Here is a 17,124-nt window from a genome sequence, read left to right on the forward strand (position 1 = left end):
GGAGCAGTCGCGGCCGGTGCGGTGGCGCGGTCAGTGATCCGGGCCGAACCGGGCCAGCGTGGCGAGCACGTCGTCCAGCCAGCCGATCATCATCCGCTCGTACGCGATGCCGCCGCGCAGGACGACGTGCTGGAGCTCCCGCTCCGCGTCCAGCGGCGTATCCGGAGCGGTCGCGCCCGCATCGGGCCCCGTGAAGTCCCGCTCCTCGCCCGCGAGATAGTGCGCGAGCCGGTCCCGGTGCGTCTGCCGGTGCCGCTCCACCTCGCGGATCAGGGCGGCAGGGTCGTCGAAGGCGGCACCGCGGATCTTCACCGCCAGGTCGTGGCGGACGCTCTCCGGCTCGATCGGATCGTGCAACCACGAGGACAGTGCGGCCCGGCCGAGGTCGGCGACGGAGTACTCCCTCTTGTCCGGCCGTCTTTGCTGCGGGACCTCCCGGGCTTCGACCCAGCCGTCGTTCTCCATGCGCTTCAGTACGCGATAGATCTGTTGGTGGGTCGCGGTCCAGAAGTAGCCGATGGACCGTTCGAAACGCCGGGCCAGCTCATAGCCGGATCCCGGCTTCTCCAGGAGCGACACCAGGATCGCGTGCTCGAGCGCCATGCCGACGATCGTGCTATGCAACTCGTTGCATAGCAAGTCCCACCCCCTCCGATGCGACGCGGCTCACGCCCGCACGTGCTCGACGTCAGCGCCCGCACGTCTTCGACGTCAGCACCCGCACCATGGACTCCGCCTGTGCGACGACCTGATTCACCGTTCGGCTGCCCCGTCGTCCAGGGGCGTGTCCGCGGCGGCCGGACTCGGGGCGGGCTGCTGTGTGACCTCCGGCAGGGACTGTTCGGCCCAGATCACCTTGCCGTGCGGGGTGTACCTGGTGCCCCAGCGTTCGGCCATCTGCGACACCAGGAACAGACCCCGGCCTCCTTCATCGGTCGTCGCGGCGTACCGCAGATGCGGTGAGGTGCTGCTGCCGTCGGCCACTTCGCAGATCAGCGTGCGGTCCCGGATCAGTCGGACGTGGATCGGCCCGGCGCCGTAGCGGATGGCGTTGGTGATGAGCTCGCTCAGGATGAGTTCCAGGGTGAAGCCGCACTCCGACAGGCCCCACGCCTCGAGCCGTTGCGACACGGCGTCGCGCATGCCGGAGACGGCGGCGGGGTCGGCCGGCACGTCCCAGTCGGCGATCTGGTCGGGCGGCAGTTCCCGTGTGCGGGCGACGAGCAGGGCGACATCGTCCTTGGGGTGCCCCGGGAGCAGGCTGGCCAGCACGTCCTGGCAGGTCTCCTCGGGCGGCCGGCCGGGGTGGCCCGTCAGCGCATCGCGCAGCAGTTCCAGTCCCGCGTCCAGGTCGCGCCTGCGGTCCTCGATGAGGCCGTCGGTGTACAGGACGAGCTGGGTTCCCTCCTCGAGGCACAGCTCCGCTGTCCGGAACGGCATGCCGCCCAGACCCAGGGGCGGACCGGCCGGCACGTCCGGGAAGGTGACGGTCCCGTCGGGGTGGACCAGCGCGGGGACCAGATGCCCCGCACGCGCCACCACGTAGCGGCGCGTCACGGGGTCGTAGATCCCGTACAGGCAGGTGGCGCCCACGACGCCCGCCGCGGTCTCGGACGTCTCGTTCTGGTCGATGCTTCCGACCAGGTCATCCAGATGGCTCAGCAGCTCGTCGGGTGGCAGATCGAGCGCGGAGAAGTTGTGGACCGCGGTGCGCAGCCGTCCCATCGTGGCGGCGGCGTGCAGGCCGTGGCCGACCACATCGCCGACGGCAAGTGCCACCCGGCTCCCCGGCATGGGGATCACGTCGAACCAGTCTCCGCCCACACCCGACTGGGCGGGGAGGTAGCGGTAGGCGAGGTCGAGGGCGTTCTGCTCGGGCATCGCCTGCGGCAGCAGGCTCTGCTGGAGGGTGACGGCCAGGGCGTGCTCACGGGTGTAGCGGCGGGCGTTGTCGATGCTGATCGCAGCACGGGCCACCAGCTCCTCCGCCAGCGACAGGTCCTCCTCGTTGAACGGCTCGTGCTGCTGCCCGCGCCAGAAGCTGGCCATGCCGAGCACGACGCCCCGGGCCTGGATCGGCGCGGTGATGAGGGAATGGATGCCGTAGTCGATGATCGCCCGGGCACGCTCCGGGTCCTGCAGGCGCCAGCTCGTGGCGGTCGGCAGATCGCTCACCAACTGGGAGTGGCCGCTGCCGTAGCCGCGGGCCTGGGGGGTGGAGGGAACGTAGTCGAAGAGCCGGCCCTGCTCGGAGAGCGGGTGGTCGTCCCGGATGCCGCACACGGCCGCGCGTCGCATGTCCGTCGCCGTGGGGGACGGCTCATCGCCGTGCAGGACGGTGTCGGCCAGGTCCACGGTGACGAAGTCCGCGAAGCGAGGAACGGGGACCCGCGCCAACTCGTCGGCGGTGCGCAGCACGTCCAGAGTGGTACCGATGTGGAGTCCGGCGTCGTAGAGCAGCCTGAGCCGCTCCCGTGCCACCTCGGCCCTGCCGGTGACCGCCTGAAGTTCGGTGGAGTCGCGCAGCGTCACCACGGTTCCCCTGGGACCTCCCCGGTGATCCGTGGGCCGTTGGTTGACCGCGAGCAGCCGCTCTCCCGCGAGGTGCACCTCGTCGGTCGCCTCGCGTCCGGAGGTGAGCAGCGCCCTTGTCTCGGGATCGAGGCCGGGCAATTCCGAGACGAGCCCGCCCTCGACGTCCGGGGGCAGTTCCAGCAGCCGTCTGGCCTCGTCGTTCGCCAGCATGAGCCGCCCGTCGGCGGCCACGATCAGGACGCCTTCCCGGACGGAGTGGAGGACCGTGTCGTGGTGCTCGTACATCAGGGTCATCTCGTCCGGGGCCAGGCTGTGTGTCTGCCGTCGCAGCCGCCTGCCCACCAGCGCCGTGACTCCGGTGGACAACGCGAGCGCTCCGGCGCCGGCGCCCAGGATGATCGGTAGTTGCCGGGTCAGCTGACTCTGGACGTTCTTGACCTTCATCCCTGCCGAGACGAGGCCCACCACCTCGTCGTCGGCGTTCTCGATCGGGACCGTGGCCTGCACTTCGCGACCGAGCGGGCCGTCGACGCTCTCCACGTAGACCTTCCCCGCCAGTGATGGTCCGATCTCGCCCACGAACCTCTTTCCGATGCGGTCCGGCAAGGGGTGCGTGTACCGGATGCCCTTGGTGTCCATCACCACGATGAAGTCGACACCGGCAGCCCGGCGCCCCGCTTCGGTGAGCGGCTGGAGGATCTTGCTCGGATCCGGGGCTTGCAATGCCGCCAGGACGCCCGGTGAGTGCGCGAAGGTCTGTGCCACGGCCGTGGAGCGGCGCCTGGCCTCGGCGTTGGTGTCCCGCTCCGACTGCAGAATGAGAGCGAAGACGCCGCAGGCCACGAGCAGCACCACGAGAGCCACCTGGAAAATCAACACCTGCCCGGCCACGCTCCGCGTGGTCTTGCTGATCACGCGCTTGACCGATAGGTGCTGAAAGCGGGCGAAGGGATTCGCCATGCGACCTTTTTAACACTGGTGATCCCGAGCGGCCAGGGGCCATCCGGTCCATGCCTGGTCGGCGCGGGAATCTGTGGGGGCTGCGTGGTGCGCGACCTCGGGTCATGCGTGGTGCGCGGCCTAGGGTTCAGGCGCGGCGCACGGCCTTGGGTCCCCGCACAGAACTGTCCGCCGCAGAGCGTGCGCCGCACGGCGCCTTCTCCGTGCCCGAGTCCCGTTTAGGTCGATATTATGCATTTGTGATCATGTCTGCACGGTTGAGGCGCAGTCGCCCCGCCTACAGCGGCCGGTGGGAAGCCGCCCGGCTGTCACCCGTGGTCCTGACCGTCCTCATCGCCGTCCTGGCGTTCTCCACGCCCCGGGAGATCGCCATCAGCCGCCTTCTGCCCGCCGCGCCCGCGCTCGCCGCCGCGATGTGGCCCGTGCTTCCCACGATCGGGCTGGGGGCGTTCTGTCTGCTGCTCATGACGGTCCTCAGCCTCTTCTATGCCGATCTGGGGACGCAGTACACGTCGGCCGCCATCGTCGCGGTCACGTTGGCGGCCGCGTACGGGAGTCACGTCCGACTTCAGCGCGAGGAGGTGCTCTTCCAGCTCCGGCTCGTCGCCGACGCGGCCCAGAAGGTTCTGCTGCGCCCGCTGCCGCGCCGCATCGAGGACCTCGAGATCGAGTCGCTGTATCTGGCGGCCCAGGAGCAGGCCCGGATCGGCGGCGACTTCTACGAGGCGCTCGGTACACCGCACGGGGTCCGGCTGCTCATCGGCGACGTGCGGGGCAAGGGTCTGTCCGCGGTGGGTGTGGCCTCGGCGGTGATCGGCAGCTTCCGGGAGGCGGCGTACGACGAGCCCGACCTGCAGGGCATCGTCCATCGCCTGGAAACCACCGTCACGCGCCACAGTGCCGCGTTTCCCGCCCAGGACCAGCCCGAGCACTTCGCCACCGCTCTCCTCGCCGAGATCCCGCCCGACGGCGGTCACATCCGGCTTCTCAACTGCGGCCATCCGCCGCCGCTGATCGCGCACCGCGGGAAGGTCCGGGTCCTGGACCCCACCGTCCCCTCTCCGCCCCTCAACCTCGCGTCGCTCATCGGTGACCGCTACTGGGTCGACAGCGTCGCCTTCTCCCCGGGGGACCAGCTGCTGTTCTACACGGACGGCGTATCGGAGACCCGGGATCACGCCGGCCGGTTCTTTCCGCTGCCGGACTGGATGCGGCTGCAGGACCTGGAACAGCCCCGCGAGCTGCTCGGCGCGCTGCACCGGGATCTGCTCCGGCACAGCGGCGGAAGGCTCGACGACGACATCGCGGCCCTCGCGCTGAGGTGCTCCGACGTGGAGGAAAGGGGAGTCGCCGACGTGGAGGGCTGAGGGCGGTGTTGGTTCCGCCGCCCGAATCCGGTGCTGCCCGCCCTCCTCACGTGCTGCCGACGCTCACCCCCCCCTGCCCGCTCCGGCCCCCACCCCGGGCGACCTGCCACCCAGCCCCGGGATCAGTACCGCCGCCACCGCCAGGTGCATCAGCGCGAGGGAGATCCGGGTGCCGGCGTCCATGCCGTCGCCGAGGAGCGGCAGGAAGGACACGGCCAGTACGGCGCCGGCCGCCCCGGTCCAGATGGCGCGGGCGCGCCGTACCCCGAACCGCTCGAGGGCGGCCAGGAGTCCCCAGCCGGAGAGCGACGCGAGCAGTGCGACAACCGCCACGGGCGCGGCGCCGATGTCGAGCGTCTGCTCGCCATCGGCGATCCGCAGCCGGTGCCCCAGCAGTGGGTCCGCGGCCAGCCACACCAGGACGGGGGCCAGGACGGCCAGGGCCGTAACCCTCAGGCGCCTTCTCCGCGCGCTCACTTGGCACGCCCCGAGAGCGCCCCGTACAGGAAGACCTCCACCAGTTCCTGCGGGGTCAGGTCGGGCTCGTCCTCCGTACGCGGCTGGGTGAAGAGCAGCCCGATGAAGAGGGCCGCGATCTGCTCCGGCGGTCGGCGCAGGGCGGCCTTGTCGGGCTCCAGCAGCTCCGTGAGGGCCGCACGGATACGGGTCGTCGACTCGTTGCGCCCCGCGCCGCGCACCGTGCCGGGGTGCTTGCCGCCGCCGTGCCCCAGCGAGCCGATGATCGCGCCAAGCCGGTCCATGTGCGCCTGCAGCGCCTCGGCCGCCTCCGCGAGCCGGTCGGGCAGCGGCTGGGACACGTCGATCGCGTCCAGCTCGCGGATCGCGTGCTCAGGGGAGAGCGCCTCCGCAATACAGGCTTGCAGCAGCTCGTCCTTGTCGGCGAAGACGCGGAAGATCGTGCCCTCGCCGATGCCCGCGGCGCGGGCGATCTTGGCGGTCGTCACGGCGGAGCCGTACTCCGTGATCAGCGGGATAGCGGTCCGGATGATCATCTCGCGGCGCTGCTCCGGCGACATGCCGGGGGCGCGGCGGCGAGTGGTCTGGTTCTCCTGAGATGCTGTCATGACCCGAGAGTATGAGTGAGTACTCACTCCGTCAATGAGTGAGTACTCACTCCGATCAATGGGATCCCTTCGCCCGAGGGGCGTGAGAGGGAGCGGCCGGCCCGGCCGGGCCGGCCGTTTCGCCGGTCCGGGCGCGGCGCCGGGCACTGTGCGACTCCGCTGAAACGCCCGCCCATAGCAGGCGGAGCGCGTTGGTGCTGTCTGTCGCCGAAGCCGGCTCACCGAACGGCGCCGCCCACCCCGGTCGCGCCCGGTCCCGGACGGTCGCCGGGCGTCGCCGACTCCTGCCCCGTCAGCCGTACATCGCCACGCGGTACAGAGCCGCAAGCGCGTCATCGATGGGATGGGGCCGCGGCCTGCCGGAGGCGTCGAGCCTGTTCCACCGCTGCATGTTCACCGCGACGGACATCTGGCGCCTGCCGTCGGCACGGGTCATTGCCAGCGCTCCACCGCCCCAGACCGTGCCGCCATGGCCCCAGAAGATGCCCTGGCCGGGGCCCTCCATCGGGTGCAGGCCGAGGCCGTAATCGATGATCCTTCCCTCCTGGGAGACGACCGGGACGGTGCGTTGCATCTGGGCCAGCGACGACGGGCCGACGATCTCCCCGGACAGCAGCATGCCGAAGAACCGGTTGAGGTCCGTGACGGTCGATATGAGTGAGGCGGACGGCCCCACCCATGACATGTCGTAGACGCTGTAGTCGCGTGGCGGGTCGATCATGCCGAACCACGCTTCGTAGAGGCGTGAGTGCGGCCCTTCGACGTGCGGTCCGGTGGGGAGTTCGGTGTCCCGAAGCCCGGCGCGCTCGATGACGTTCCGGGTGATGCATCGCTCGGCGGTCGTGCCGGTCACCTGTTCCAGGAGTTGGACGAGGAGCAGGTAGTTGGTGTTGGAGTACACCCCCGGAGAACCGCCCGGGGTGCCGACGGCGGGTGCGGTGACGCCCATCTCGATCAGTTCGACGGGGTCGAACCGTGTGAACCGGTGATCGTCCAGGCTCTCGGGCCCCGTGTCCGCGAGGGCGGGGAACGCCTTGAGGGAGGGGTAGGCGTAGGGGAGGTACTCGGCGAGGCCGCTGGTGTGGTTGATCAGCATCCGGACCGTGATCGCGTCACCGCGCGCTCCGGGAACCAGCTTCGGAAGGTACCGGCCGATCGGTGCGTCGAGACCGATCCGACCGCTCTCGACCTGCTGCAGCACCGCGGCGGCGGTGAAGGTTTTGGTGATGCTGCCGACGCGGTGGCGCATGTCGGCGGTGACGGGGCGGCCGGTGGCGGCATCGGCGACCCCGGCGGCGCCGCGCCAGACCTGGTCGCTGTCCCGTACCTCGGCGAACAGTCCCGGCATCCCGGCGCGGTGGACGTTCTCGATGGCCGCGTCCAGTGCCGCGCAATCCAGTGGGTTCGTCACGACATGCTCCTTTCGTGTTGCCCGGGGGTGTATCGGTCACCTGACCGGACAACGGGGCACGAATGGCATGCCGGCTCGCCCGGCACGTCCATGTCCTCATTATGCACGCGGTGCGTGCAGCGCCAGGTGCACCGATAGGATGAGGTTTCGGCGAGAGGAGCGGGATGGCGGGTCGAAGGCGCTGGTCAACCGAGGAGATCCTGGACGCGGCGGCGGAACTGCTGCGCACGAGCGACGCGGATTCGTTCAGCGTGCGCAAGCTGGCGACGACCCTCGGCACCGATTCCTCCAGCCTCTACCGGCATTTCCGCAGCAAGACCGAACTGCTGCGCGCGGTCGCCGACCGGATTCTTCTGGCCGCTATGGACGGCCACCGTTTTGAGGGCGACTGGAAGCAGCGCATCACGTCACTGGCCCTGCACCTGAGGGAAGCCTTCGGACGGCAGCCCCAGCTCGCCACCGTCTGGGGACGCTACGCGTCAAGCGGTACGGGCTCCCGGCTGGTCATGGAAGAGGTGCTGCAGGCCCTGCGCGCGTCGGGACTGCCCGACGAGGAGATCCCGGCGCGCTACCACCGGCTCGCCGTCCTCATCGCCGCGCTGATCGCCTCCGAGGCCGGGGTCAGCACCGTCACCGCCGCGGAACGCGAGCAGGGCATGGAGCTGTTCCGGGTGGCGGTCCTGGGCGCCGACCCGGAACGCTTCCCCGCCCTGGCCCACTTCGCCCGCGATGTCCGTCCCCTCGGGGCGGATCGTCATGTGGCGTTCGAGGAGATCCTCGCCGCCCACCTCGCCCACATCGAGGCCGCGATCCGCCCGGGCTAGGTCGTGTTCTGGGAAGCGGGTGACTCGTGGGCAGCGAGTTCCTCGGCCATTCCATGCAGCGCAGGCGGGCCGGGGAGAACGTACCGCTACGGAAGGTGCAACCCCAGTGACTCCGCCCGGCACCCGTGCCAGGGCAGAGGAAGGGCACGCCGAGCGCGTGGGCCCTGGCGGCAGCGGCGCGTGCGACCACGCTGTGTTACTCGACCGCCGAGGCTGCCACGCCCAGTCCGGCCCACGCCGACTTCTCCGGTCAGCGCGCCAACTGGTCCGGCGATGACGGCTGGTGGGAGAGCTGGATCGCGGACGAAGACTCCTCCTGGGCCAACCACGGGATCTCCGGGCCCGGTATCAAGGACCACGTCAAGGTCTACTCCAGCGCAGGTCAGGGCGGGCAGACGACGATCTGCCTCACCCCGGGCCAGGAGGTCGGCCACAATGGCGTGGCCAACGACCGGGGCGACTCCCACACGTGGGCGATGAGCTGCTGACGCTCGGCACACGCTCGAAGCCCGCGTCCGGCACCCGCCGGGCAGGGGCCTCGAGCTTCGTCGGGGACCGGATCCGCGCAGGGTCAGCGGTGCTTGACGCCCGACTGCGCGCCCGGGGCGAGCGTCGGTTCCGTGACGGGGACGTCGCCGAGAGCCTGGTCCACCGCTGCCGGCAGGTCCTCGGAGAGTTCCACGGGCGAGGCCGCGGCATTGCTGCGGACCTGCTCGGGGCGGGAGGCGCCGGTGATCGCGGAGGCGACCTCGCCGCGACGCAGGACCCAGGCGAGCGCCAGGGTCGCCATGCTCATCCCGGCCTCCTCGGTGAGGGGGACGAGGCGCTGGACCGCTTCGAGGGCCGCGTCGCCGTAGACGAGGGCTCCTACGGGGCGACCGGTTTCCTGACACGGTCGGACTCGTCCTGGACGAGCAGGGAGAGCAGGGAGGCCACCGAGAGACCGGCCTCGGCCGGGTGGCGCAGCACCTTGTCCGGCTCGATGCGGTAGTTGTTCGTGCGCCCGTCCCGGGTGTGGGAGAGGTAACCGTCCTGCTCCAGATCGGAGATGATCCGCGAGACGGCGCGTTCCGTCAGCCGGCAATGGGCGGCGATGTCGCGGATGCGGGCGCTCGGGTTGTCCGCGATGGCTGCCAGTACGCGCGCGTGGCTGGTGATGAACGTCCATCCGCTGTGGGACTCGGGCACTCCTACCATGTCGAGCATTTTAGGGGGCAGCATTGCCGGAACGCAGATACGTGACATACTTTTCATGCAACTGATGACGTGTTCCCGTCGGGGAAAGCCACATAAGGAGCCCGAAGGTGCCCTGGGACGAGGCCGGTGCGCCGGCGCTCACGCGCGACACCGGCGTCGAGATGCTGCCGGAGCGGGCCACCGCCCACGCCCCCGAAGGGGCAGCGGTGGTGCAGTACGCATGGCTCGGGGCCTGGGTCGTCGCCGCCCGCGGCGCCTACGACATGGACTCGATCCCGCCATTGTCGGACGCCCTGAGGGGCGCGGTCAGGGAGCACCCGAAGGTGGTGCTGGACGCCTCCGGCATCACCTTCGCGGACTCGACGCTGCTCAATCTGCTGATCCTCACCCACCGGACGGGCACCCTGCGCGTGGTCGCGCCGTCACCTCAGCTCCAGCGGCTCTGCGAGATCACCGGGGTCGACGGCATCCTGGAGATGCGCGCCTCGCTGGATGACGCCGCCGTGTCCTGAGTCGCCCTCCGCGTGGCAAGGGTGGGGAAGCCGCTTCCCGGTGCACCGGGACGGCGTCCCGGGCTGCGGGAAACGGCTGGTGACGCGGCGCCGCTGTTCGGCCGAGGCCGGCGGCTCCTGCTTTGTTCGGGGCTTGAAACGTGGGTTAACCTGCGGCGTATTTCCACACCACATCCACATCTGTGAACGTGGAAAACGCATGCACGACAACCGGGCCGCACATCGGCCCGGGGGGTTCCGAGTCCTCGGTTCTCGAGGGCTCTTGGGGAGCGGAACGAGGGTGCGCATGACCAGCGACAGCACTGGGGTCGTCGATGCGGTGCCGGGCGACCAGGAGTTGCGGCGGCTGCTGGCCGGCCTGACAGCCGTACGCGACGGGGACTTCGGTACCCGGCTGCCGGACGACGCGGACGGCCTCATGGGCGACATCGCCAAGGTCTTCAACGGCATGGTCGACCAGCTGTCCGTGTTCACCTCCGAAGTCACCCGGGTCGCCCGCGAGGTCGGTACCGAGGGAACGCTCGGCGGGCAGGCGGAGGTGCCGGGCGTCTCGGGCACCTGGGCCGACCTGACCGACTCGGTCAACGCCATGGCGGGCAATCTGACCACCCAGGTCCGCGACATCGCCCAGGTGGCCACGGCGGTGGCCAAGGGCGACCTCTCGCAGAAGATCGACGTGCCCGCCCGCGGCGAGATCCTCCAGCTGAAGGAGACCGTCAACACGATGGTCGACCAGCTGTCCGCCTTCGCCGACGAGGTCACCCGCGTCGCCCGCGAGGTCGGCAGTGAGGGACGGCTCGGAGGCCAGGCACAGGTGCCGGGCGTGGCCGGCGTCTGGCGCGATCTGACCGACTCCGTGAACCACATGGCCGGCAACCTCACCAGCCAGGTCCGTTCCATCGCCCAGGTGACCACGGCGGTCGCGGAGGGCGACCTCTCGCAGAAGATCACCGTGGACGCGCGCGGGGAGATCCTGGAGCTGAAGAGCACCATCAACACGATGGTCGACCAGCTGTCGGCGTTCGCCGACGAGGTCACCCGGGTCGCCCGCGAGGTCGGCACCGAGGGCCGCCTCGGCGGCCAGGCGGACGTCAAGGGTGTCAAGGGCACCTGGCGCGATCTCACCGACTCCGTGAACTTCATGGCCGGCAACCTCACCGGCCAGGTGCGCAACATCGCGCTGGTGGCCACGGCGGTGGCCAAGGGCGACCTCTCGCAGAAGATCACCGTGGACGCGCGCGGGGAGATCCTGGAGCTGAAGAGCACCATCAACACGATGGTCGACCAGCTGTCGGCGTTCGCCGACGAGGTCACCCGGGTCGCCCGCGAGGTCGGCACCGAGGGCCGCCTCGGTGGACAGGCCCAGGTGCGCGGGGTGTCGGGCACCTGGAAGGACCTCACCGACAACGTCAACGTGATGGCGTCGAACCTCACCGGCCAGGTCCGCTCCATCGCCCAGGTCGCCACCGCCGTGGCGCGCGGCGACCTGTCGCAGCGGATCACGGTCGAGGCCGCCGGCGAGGTCGCCGCGCTGGCCGAGGTCATCAACACGATGGTCGACACGCTGTCGGCGTTCGCCGACGAGGTCACGCGCGTCGCCCGCGAGGTCGGTACCGAGGGGCGCCTCGGTGGCCAGGCCCACGTGCCGAACGTCGCCGGCACCTGGAAGGACCTCACCGACAACGTCAACTCCATGGCCAACAACCTCACCGGCCAGGTGCGCAACATCGCGCTGGTGACGACCGCGGTGGCCAAGGGTGACCTGTCGAAGAAGATCGACGTGGACGCCCGCGGCGAGATCCTCGAACTCAAGACGACGATCAACACGATGGTCGACCAGCTGTCGGCGTTCGCCGACGAGGTCACCCGCGTCGCCCGCGAGGTCGGCACCGAGGGACGCCTCGGCGGACAGGCCGAGGTCGAGGGTGTCTCCGGCACCTGGAAGCGCCTGACGGAGAACGTCAACGAACTGGCGGGCAACCTGACCCGGCAGGTCCGCGCCATCGCCGAGGTCGCGAGCGCCGTCGCCGAGGGCGACCTGACGCGCTCGATCACCGTGGAGGCGTCCGGCGAGGTCGCCGAGCTCAAGGACAACATCAACTCGATGGTGGAGTCCCTGCGCGAGACCACCCGGGCCAACCAGGAACAGGACTGGCTCAAGACCAACCTCGCCCGCATCTCGGGCCTGATGCAGGGCCACCGCGACCTGCCCGTCGTCGCCGAGCTGATCATGGACGAGCTGGTCCCGCTGGTGTCGGCCCAGTACGGGGCCTTCTACCTCGCCGAGGACGGCGACGACGGGCCCGAACTGCGCCTCGTCGGCTCCTACGGCTACCCCGAGGAGAGCAGCCGGCCCTCCCGTATCGCCTTCGGCCGCACCCTGGTCGGCCAGGCCGCGCGCAGTCGGCGCACCATCGTGGTGAACGAGCTGCCGGACGGCTACGTCACCATCTCCTCGGGCCTCGGCGAGGTGGTGCCGACCGCGCTGGTGCTGCTGCCCATCGTCGTCGAGGGCCAGGTCCTCGGTGTCATCGAGCTGGCGTCGGTCACGCCCTTCACCCAGATTCACAGCGACTTCCTCGCCCAGCTGATGGAGACCATCGGCGTCAACGTCAACACCATCGTGGCCAACGCCCGCACCGACGAACTGCTCGTCGAGTCGCAGCGCCTCACCGTCGAACTCCAGGCCCGCTCCACCGAGTTGCAAGTGCAGCAGGAGGAACTGCAGCGCTCCAACGCGGAACTGGAGGAGAAGGCCTCGCTGCTGGCGGCCCAGAACCGGGACATCGAGGCGAAGAACCTGCAGATCGAGCAGGCCCGCCAGGAACTGGAGACCCGCGCCCAGCAGCTGTCGCTGGCCTCGAAGTACAAGTCGGAGTTCCTGGCCAACATGAGCCACGAACTGCGCACCCCGCTCAACAGCCTGCTCATCCTCGCCCAGTTGCTCGCGCAGAACCCGTCCCGCAACCTCACGCCCAAGCAGGTCGAGTACGCGCAGATCATCCACTCCGCCGGTTCCGATCTGCTCCAGCTGATCAACGACATCCTCGACCTGTCGAAGGTCGAGGCCGGGAAGATGGACGTCACCCCCGAGCGGGTGACGCTGCGGCAGCTCATCGAGTACGTCGAGGCCACCTTCCGGCCCATGACGACACAGAAGAGCCTGGACTTCACGGTGACGACCGCCCCCGGCGCGCCCGCGGACGTGCTCACCGACGACTCCCGGCTGCGCCAGGTGCTGCGCAACCTCCTGTCCAACGCGGTGAAGTTCACCGAGCAGGGCGGCGTGGAGCTGAGCATCGAGCCCGCGTCGGACGACGAGGTGCCCGAGGGCGTGGTCCGGGGCGCCGCCGTCGTGGCCTTCCGGGTGAAGGACACCGGCATCGGCATTCCCGAGCAGCACCTGGAGACGATCTTCGGCGCCTTCCAGCAGGCGGACGGTACGACCAGCCGCAAGTACGGCGGCACCGGCCTGGGTCTGTCCATCACCCGTGAGATCGCCCAACTGCTCGGCGGCGCCGTGTCGGTGCACAGCACGCCCGGCCAGGGCAGCACCTTCACGCTCTTCCTGCCCGTGGCCCGCCCCGACTTCGAGGAGCTGCTCAGCCACGGCAGGCCCCTCGACCGGGCCTCGGCCGAACCCGCGCCGCAGGGACTGGCCGGTTCGGTGCCGGTGCCCCAGATCGGCCCCGGCCCCCGGCCCCGGCGCCTGCTCGTCGTGGAGGAGCGCTCGCGCGGTCTGCTGACCCTCGTCGCGGAGAGCGTGGTCGCCGACCTGACACACGGGCGCGCCGACGGTGCTCAGCGGCCCGCGGTCGACGTCATCACCGCCGTCGGCGCGCAGGAGGCGGCCGGTGCGCTGGCCTCCGAGCCGTGCCACTGCGTCGTCCTGGAACTGGGCATGCGCGACGACGAGGCGTCCCGGTTCCTCCAAGCCCTGGAAGGGGACTCGGCGCTGACGAGCGTGCCGGTGCTGGTGCACACCAGCCATCCCGGGGACGCGTCCCTGGACGAGACGCTGCGCTCCCGCTCCGCCGGCGGCGCACTGGAGTTGCTGTCCAGCCTCGACGAACTGCGCGAGCGCATCGCCCTGCACCTGTCCGCCGAGGAACCCGGCGACGTGCTCTCCCTCGTCCGGACCGAAGGGCCGCAGCACCTGACGCCGCCCTCGGTCGACGACGCGACGGCGGGCCGTACCGTCCTCGTCGTCGACGACGACGCGCGCAACCTCTTCGCGCTGAGCGGGATCCTGGAGATGCACGGCTTCCGCGTGCTGCACGCGGAGAACGGGCGCAGAGGCATCGAGACACTGGTGAACAACCCGGACGTCGCCATCGTGCTCATGGACGTGATGATGCCCGAGATGGACGGCTACACCGCGACGGCCGAGATCCGCCGCATGCCGCAGTACGCCGAGCTGCCCATCATCGCCGTCACGGCGAAGGCGATGCCGGGGGACAGGGACAAGAGCCTCGCCTCGGGTGCCACCGACTACGTCACCAAGCCCGTCGACACGCGCGACCTCATGGCCTGCGTCCGCCGCTGGCTGCCCGCATGAGGACACCGGCGCCCGGCCCCCGCACCGGCGGGCCGGGCGCCCCGCAGCGCCTGTCGTTCCGCGCCCCAGGGCGCTCCAGCCGAGGAGCCTCCACACTGTGAGCAAGTCCGAGCAGCCGCGCGAACCGGATCGGGGCGGTGAGCCGAAGCGCGACTCGGCCGCCGGTCCGGAGGCCGAGTCGCCGTCGGCGACGTACGACGGGTTGCCCCTGAGCATCGAGGGGGAGCCGAAGCCCTCCGAGGGCGACGAGCAGGTTCCCGACGGGCGGTCGGGGGCTTCCGGCGAGCTGTCGGAGTCCCCGGATGCCCCGCCCGCCGACCTCGAGGACCTCTCCACCGCATCCCCGGTGGGCCGGCTCGCCGCCACCGTGGAGCGGCTCAGCCGGGAGGTGCGGGCCGCCCAGGCGGAGGCCGAAGGGCGTGCCCTGATCGAGCTCGCCAAGGGCGTCCTCGTCGAACGGCTGAAGTGCGGACCGGCCCAGGCCGCCCGGCAGCTCACCCAGTTGGCCGAGCAGGCCCAGGTCACCCCCCTCGAGCTCGCCGTCGACGTCATCAACCAGGCCGCCCGGGACCGGATGTCCGAGGTGACGGACGCCTTCCTCGCCGCCACCCGGGGCGCCGACGAGGCCGAGGACGAGTCGGCCGCCGTACGCCTGCGCGCGGCGGAGAGCGGCGTACTGGCGGCGGACGACGCCCAGGCCGTCGCCGACGCCCTGCTGGAGCAGGCGCTGCGCCCCCTCGGCGCCGTGGCCGTGGCCATCTGGGCGGCGGGCGCCGACGGTTCGCTCACCCTGGCGGGCAGTGCCGGCTTCTCACCGGCCGAGGCCGCGCGCTGGCGCTATGTCCCGCCGGACGTGGTGACCGTGGCGCGGCGGGGGCTCATCGAGCGCGAGGGGCAGTGGATCACCACCCTCGGCGTGACCGGGCTGCCCACCATCGGCCTGCACCACCATCCGGACGGCGGCCGGGCCGCCCTGCCCGCCGGCACCGGCGGCCGCATCCACGGCGTGCTGGAGATCGCCTGGCCGGAGCCGCTCGCGCCCCAGCCCCCGCAGATCGTCCGCCAGGTGGAGGCGCTGGCCGAACTGTGCGCCCACACACTGGAGACGCACACACCGCCCCAGGGAGCGGCCCAGGAGCCCCGCGTCCTGCCGGACGCCGCCGAGCTGATGGACCTGGCCGACGGACTGCACGACCCCGCCCTCGTCCTGGTGCCGCACCTCGACGCCGACGGGCACTTGGTCGACTTCCGCATCCAGCACGTGAACAGCCGGTTCCTCGACCCGGCGGGCAGGCCGCGGGCGGTCGTGAGCGGCGCGCTGCTCCTGGAGGCCTACCCGATGGCCGCCGGGGACAGCGAGTTGTTCCAGCGAGTCGAGCGGGTCTACGCCACCGGCGAGCCCTTCCGGACCCGCCGGATGAACCTCACCGCCCTCGTCGACCAGGTGCCCCTCTCGGCGGTCGCGGACATCAGCATCAGCCGCCACGGCATGTCCGTCCTCCTCATCTGGCGCATCGAGGACGAGACGGCGCGACTGGCCAGCCTGCTCCAGCACGCCCAACGGCTCGGCCGCATCGGCGGGTTCGAGGAGAACGTGCTCACCGGGGAGATCACCTGGAACGGGCAGCTCTTCGACCTCTACGGACGCCCCCAGACGAGCACCCCGGTGCCCCTGGAGGAGCTGCCGGCCCACGCCCACCCGGACGACGGCGTCTCCATCCGCCGCTTCCTGCGCACGCTGCTGCACCACCAGCGGCCGGCCGCCGCCGCCTTCCGGCTCCAGCGGCCGGACGGGGTGACCCGGCACATCCGGATCGTCGCCGAACCGGTGCTGGACACCGACGACCGGCTGCTCCTGGTCCGCGGGGCCTGCCAGGACATCTCGGCCCAGCACTGGACCGAGGTGGCGCTCGCGGCCACCCGGGACCAGCTGGCCCACACCGAGCAGCAGGCCACCGAACGCAACCGGCTGACCCTGCAGTTGCAGCACGCCATCATGCCCCCCACCCAGGCGCCGTTGCAGGTGTCCGGCCTCCAGGTCGCCGTCCGCTACCGGCCCGCGGAGACCGAGCAGCTGGTGGGCGGCGACTGGTACGACGCCGTCGTCCTGCCGTCCCGGAAGGTACTGCTGTGCGTCGGGGACGTGGCCGGGCACGGCATCGAGGCCGCCACCAGCATGGTCGTCCTGCGCAACGCGCTGCGCGGCCTGGCCGTGACCGGCGCGGGGCCGGGCCAGCTGCTGTCCTGGCTCAACATCGTGGCGCACCATCTGACCGGCGCCGTCACCGCGACGGCGGTGTGCGGACTGTACGACCCGGTCCGGCGGACGCTGCGCTGGGCCCGGGCGGGACACCTGCCGCCCGTCCTCGTCCGGGACACCGAAGCAGCCCCCCTGCCCTTGGTCAAGGGCCTGCTGCTGGGGGCCGTCCCCGAGGCCGTCTATGAGGAGACCGAGCTCCAACTGGCCGCCGGAGACACCCTGTTGATGTACACGGACGGTCTGGTCGAGCGCCGGGACCGGCCCGTCGAGGAGTCCCTGACCCACCTCCTGACCACCGCCCGCACGGCGCCGAGCACGCTCGACCAGCAGTTGGACCGCCTCCTGACCTACAGCAAGTCGGACACCGACGACGACACGTGCATCGTGGGCATCAGGGTCGGGTGAGGGGCGCGGC

Annotated in this window: 12 protein-coding genes and 1 pseudogene; 6 read left to right on the forward strand and 7 right to left on the reverse strand. The window is 70.9% G+C overall.

All coding sequences use genetic code 11. The features are described from left to right. Positions 1-30: 30 nt before the first annotated feature. Positions 31-603, reverse strand: a complete 573-nt coding sequence (locus tag BJ965_RS35060; protein WP_184914756.1) for a PadR family transcriptional regulator — start codon at positions 601-603, stop codon at positions 31-33. A 150-nt stretch (positions 604-753) separates the two neighbouring features. Further along, positions 754-3,495, reverse strand: a complete 2,742-nt coding sequence (locus BJ965_RS35065) for a SpoIIE family protein phosphatase/ATP-binding protein (protein ID WP_184914759.1) — start codon at positions 3,493-3,495, stop codon at positions 754-756. A 245-nt stretch (positions 3,496-3,740) separates the two neighbouring features. Between BJ965_RS35065 and BJ965_RS35070 the strand changes: the two genes are divergently transcribed. Further along, positions 3,741-4,862, forward strand: a complete 1,122-nt coding sequence (locus BJ965_RS35070) for a PP2C family protein-serine/threonine phosphatase (RefSeq protein WP_184914762.1) — start codon at positions 3,741-3,743, stop codon at positions 4,860-4,862. Between the two features lie 63 nt (positions 4,863-4,925). On the opposite strand, the gene BJ965_RS35075 is transcribed toward BJ965_RS35070, so the two are convergent. The 3 genes from BJ965_RS35075 to BJ965_RS35085 form a co-directional block, all read right to left on the reverse strand. After that, complete coding sequence (locus BJ965_RS35075) at positions 4,926-5,339, reverse strand: DUF6069 family protein (protein WP_184914767.1); 414 nt, start codon at positions 5,337-5,339, stop codon at positions 4,926-4,928. After that, entirely contained in the window at positions 5,336-5,947 is a 612-nt protein-coding gene (locus BJ965_RS35080) for a TetR/AcrR family transcriptional regulator (RefSeq protein WP_184914771.1), read from the reverse strand. The genes BJ965_RS35075 and BJ965_RS35080 overlap by 4 nt, the downstream gene beginning before the upstream one ends. Positions 5,948-6,239: 292 nt before the next feature. Beyond that, on the reverse strand, positions 6,240-7,358 hold the full coding sequence (locus BJ965_RS35085) for a serine hydrolase domain-containing protein (RefSeq protein ID WP_184914774.1): 1,119 nt from the start codon (positions 7,356-7,358) through the stop codon (positions 6,240-6,242). Between the two features lie 164 nt (positions 7,359-7,522). Here BJ965_RS35085 and BJ965_RS35090 point away from each other — a divergent pair, with 164 nt between their 5' ends. Continuing rightward, positions 7,523-8,182 (forward strand): TetR/AcrR family transcriptional regulator, encoded by a 660-nt coding sequence (locus tag BJ965_RS35090; protein ID WP_184914777.1) that lies wholly within the window; start codon positions 7,523-7,525, stop codon positions 8,180-8,182. Between the two features lie 191 nt (positions 8,183-8,373). Further along, on the forward strand, positions 8,374-8,670 hold the full coding sequence (locus BJ965_RS35095; RefSeq protein ID WP_246548506.1) for a hypothetical protein: 297 nt from the start codon (positions 8,374-8,376) through the stop codon (positions 8,668-8,670). A gap of 83 nt (positions 8,671-8,753) precedes the next feature. Here the strand turns inward: BJ965_RS35095 and BJ965_RS35100 are convergent. Both BJ965_RS35100 and BJ965_RS35105 read right to left on the reverse strand, forming a co-directional pair. After that, a pseudogene (locus BJ965_RS35100) lies at positions 8,754-9,023 on the reverse strand (aldo/keto reductase); the annotation flags it as partial. A gap of 26 nt (positions 9,024-9,049) precedes the next feature. Beyond that, positions 9,050-9,379, reverse strand: a complete 330-nt coding sequence (locus tag BJ965_RS35105; RefSeq protein ID WP_184914780.1) for a helix-turn-helix transcriptional regulator — start codon at positions 9,377-9,379, stop codon at positions 9,050-9,052. A 107-nt stretch (positions 9,380-9,486) separates the two neighbouring features. Between BJ965_RS35105 and BJ965_RS35110 the strand changes: the two genes are divergently transcribed. The 3 genes from BJ965_RS35110 (at position 9,487) to BJ965_RS35120 (ending at position 17,114) form a co-directional block, all read left to right on the forward strand. Further along, positions 9,487-9,891, forward strand: coding sequence for an STAS domain-containing protein (locus BJ965_RS35110; RefSeq protein ID WP_313667510.1), 405 nt, complete (start codon positions 9,487-9,489; stop codon positions 9,889-9,891). A gap of 286 nt (positions 9,892-10,177) precedes the next feature. Then, a complete protein-coding gene (locus tag BJ965_RS35115) occupies positions 10,178-14,449 on the forward strand; it encodes a HAMP domain-containing protein (RefSeq protein ID WP_184914783.1) in 4,272 nt (1,423 codons plus the stop codon). Positions 14,450-14,735: 286 nt separating this feature from the next. Further along, on the forward strand, positions 14,736-17,114 hold the full coding sequence (locus BJ965_RS35120; protein WP_246548508.1) for a SpoIIE family protein phosphatase: 2,379 nt from the start codon (positions 14,736-14,738) through the stop codon (positions 17,112-17,114). Positions 17,115-17,124: the final 10 nt, after the last annotated feature.

The organism is Streptomyces luteogriseus, from assembly GCF_014205055.1.
GTDB lineage: Bacteria > Actinomycetota > Actinomycetes > Streptomycetales > Streptomycetaceae > Streptomyces > Streptomyces luteogriseus.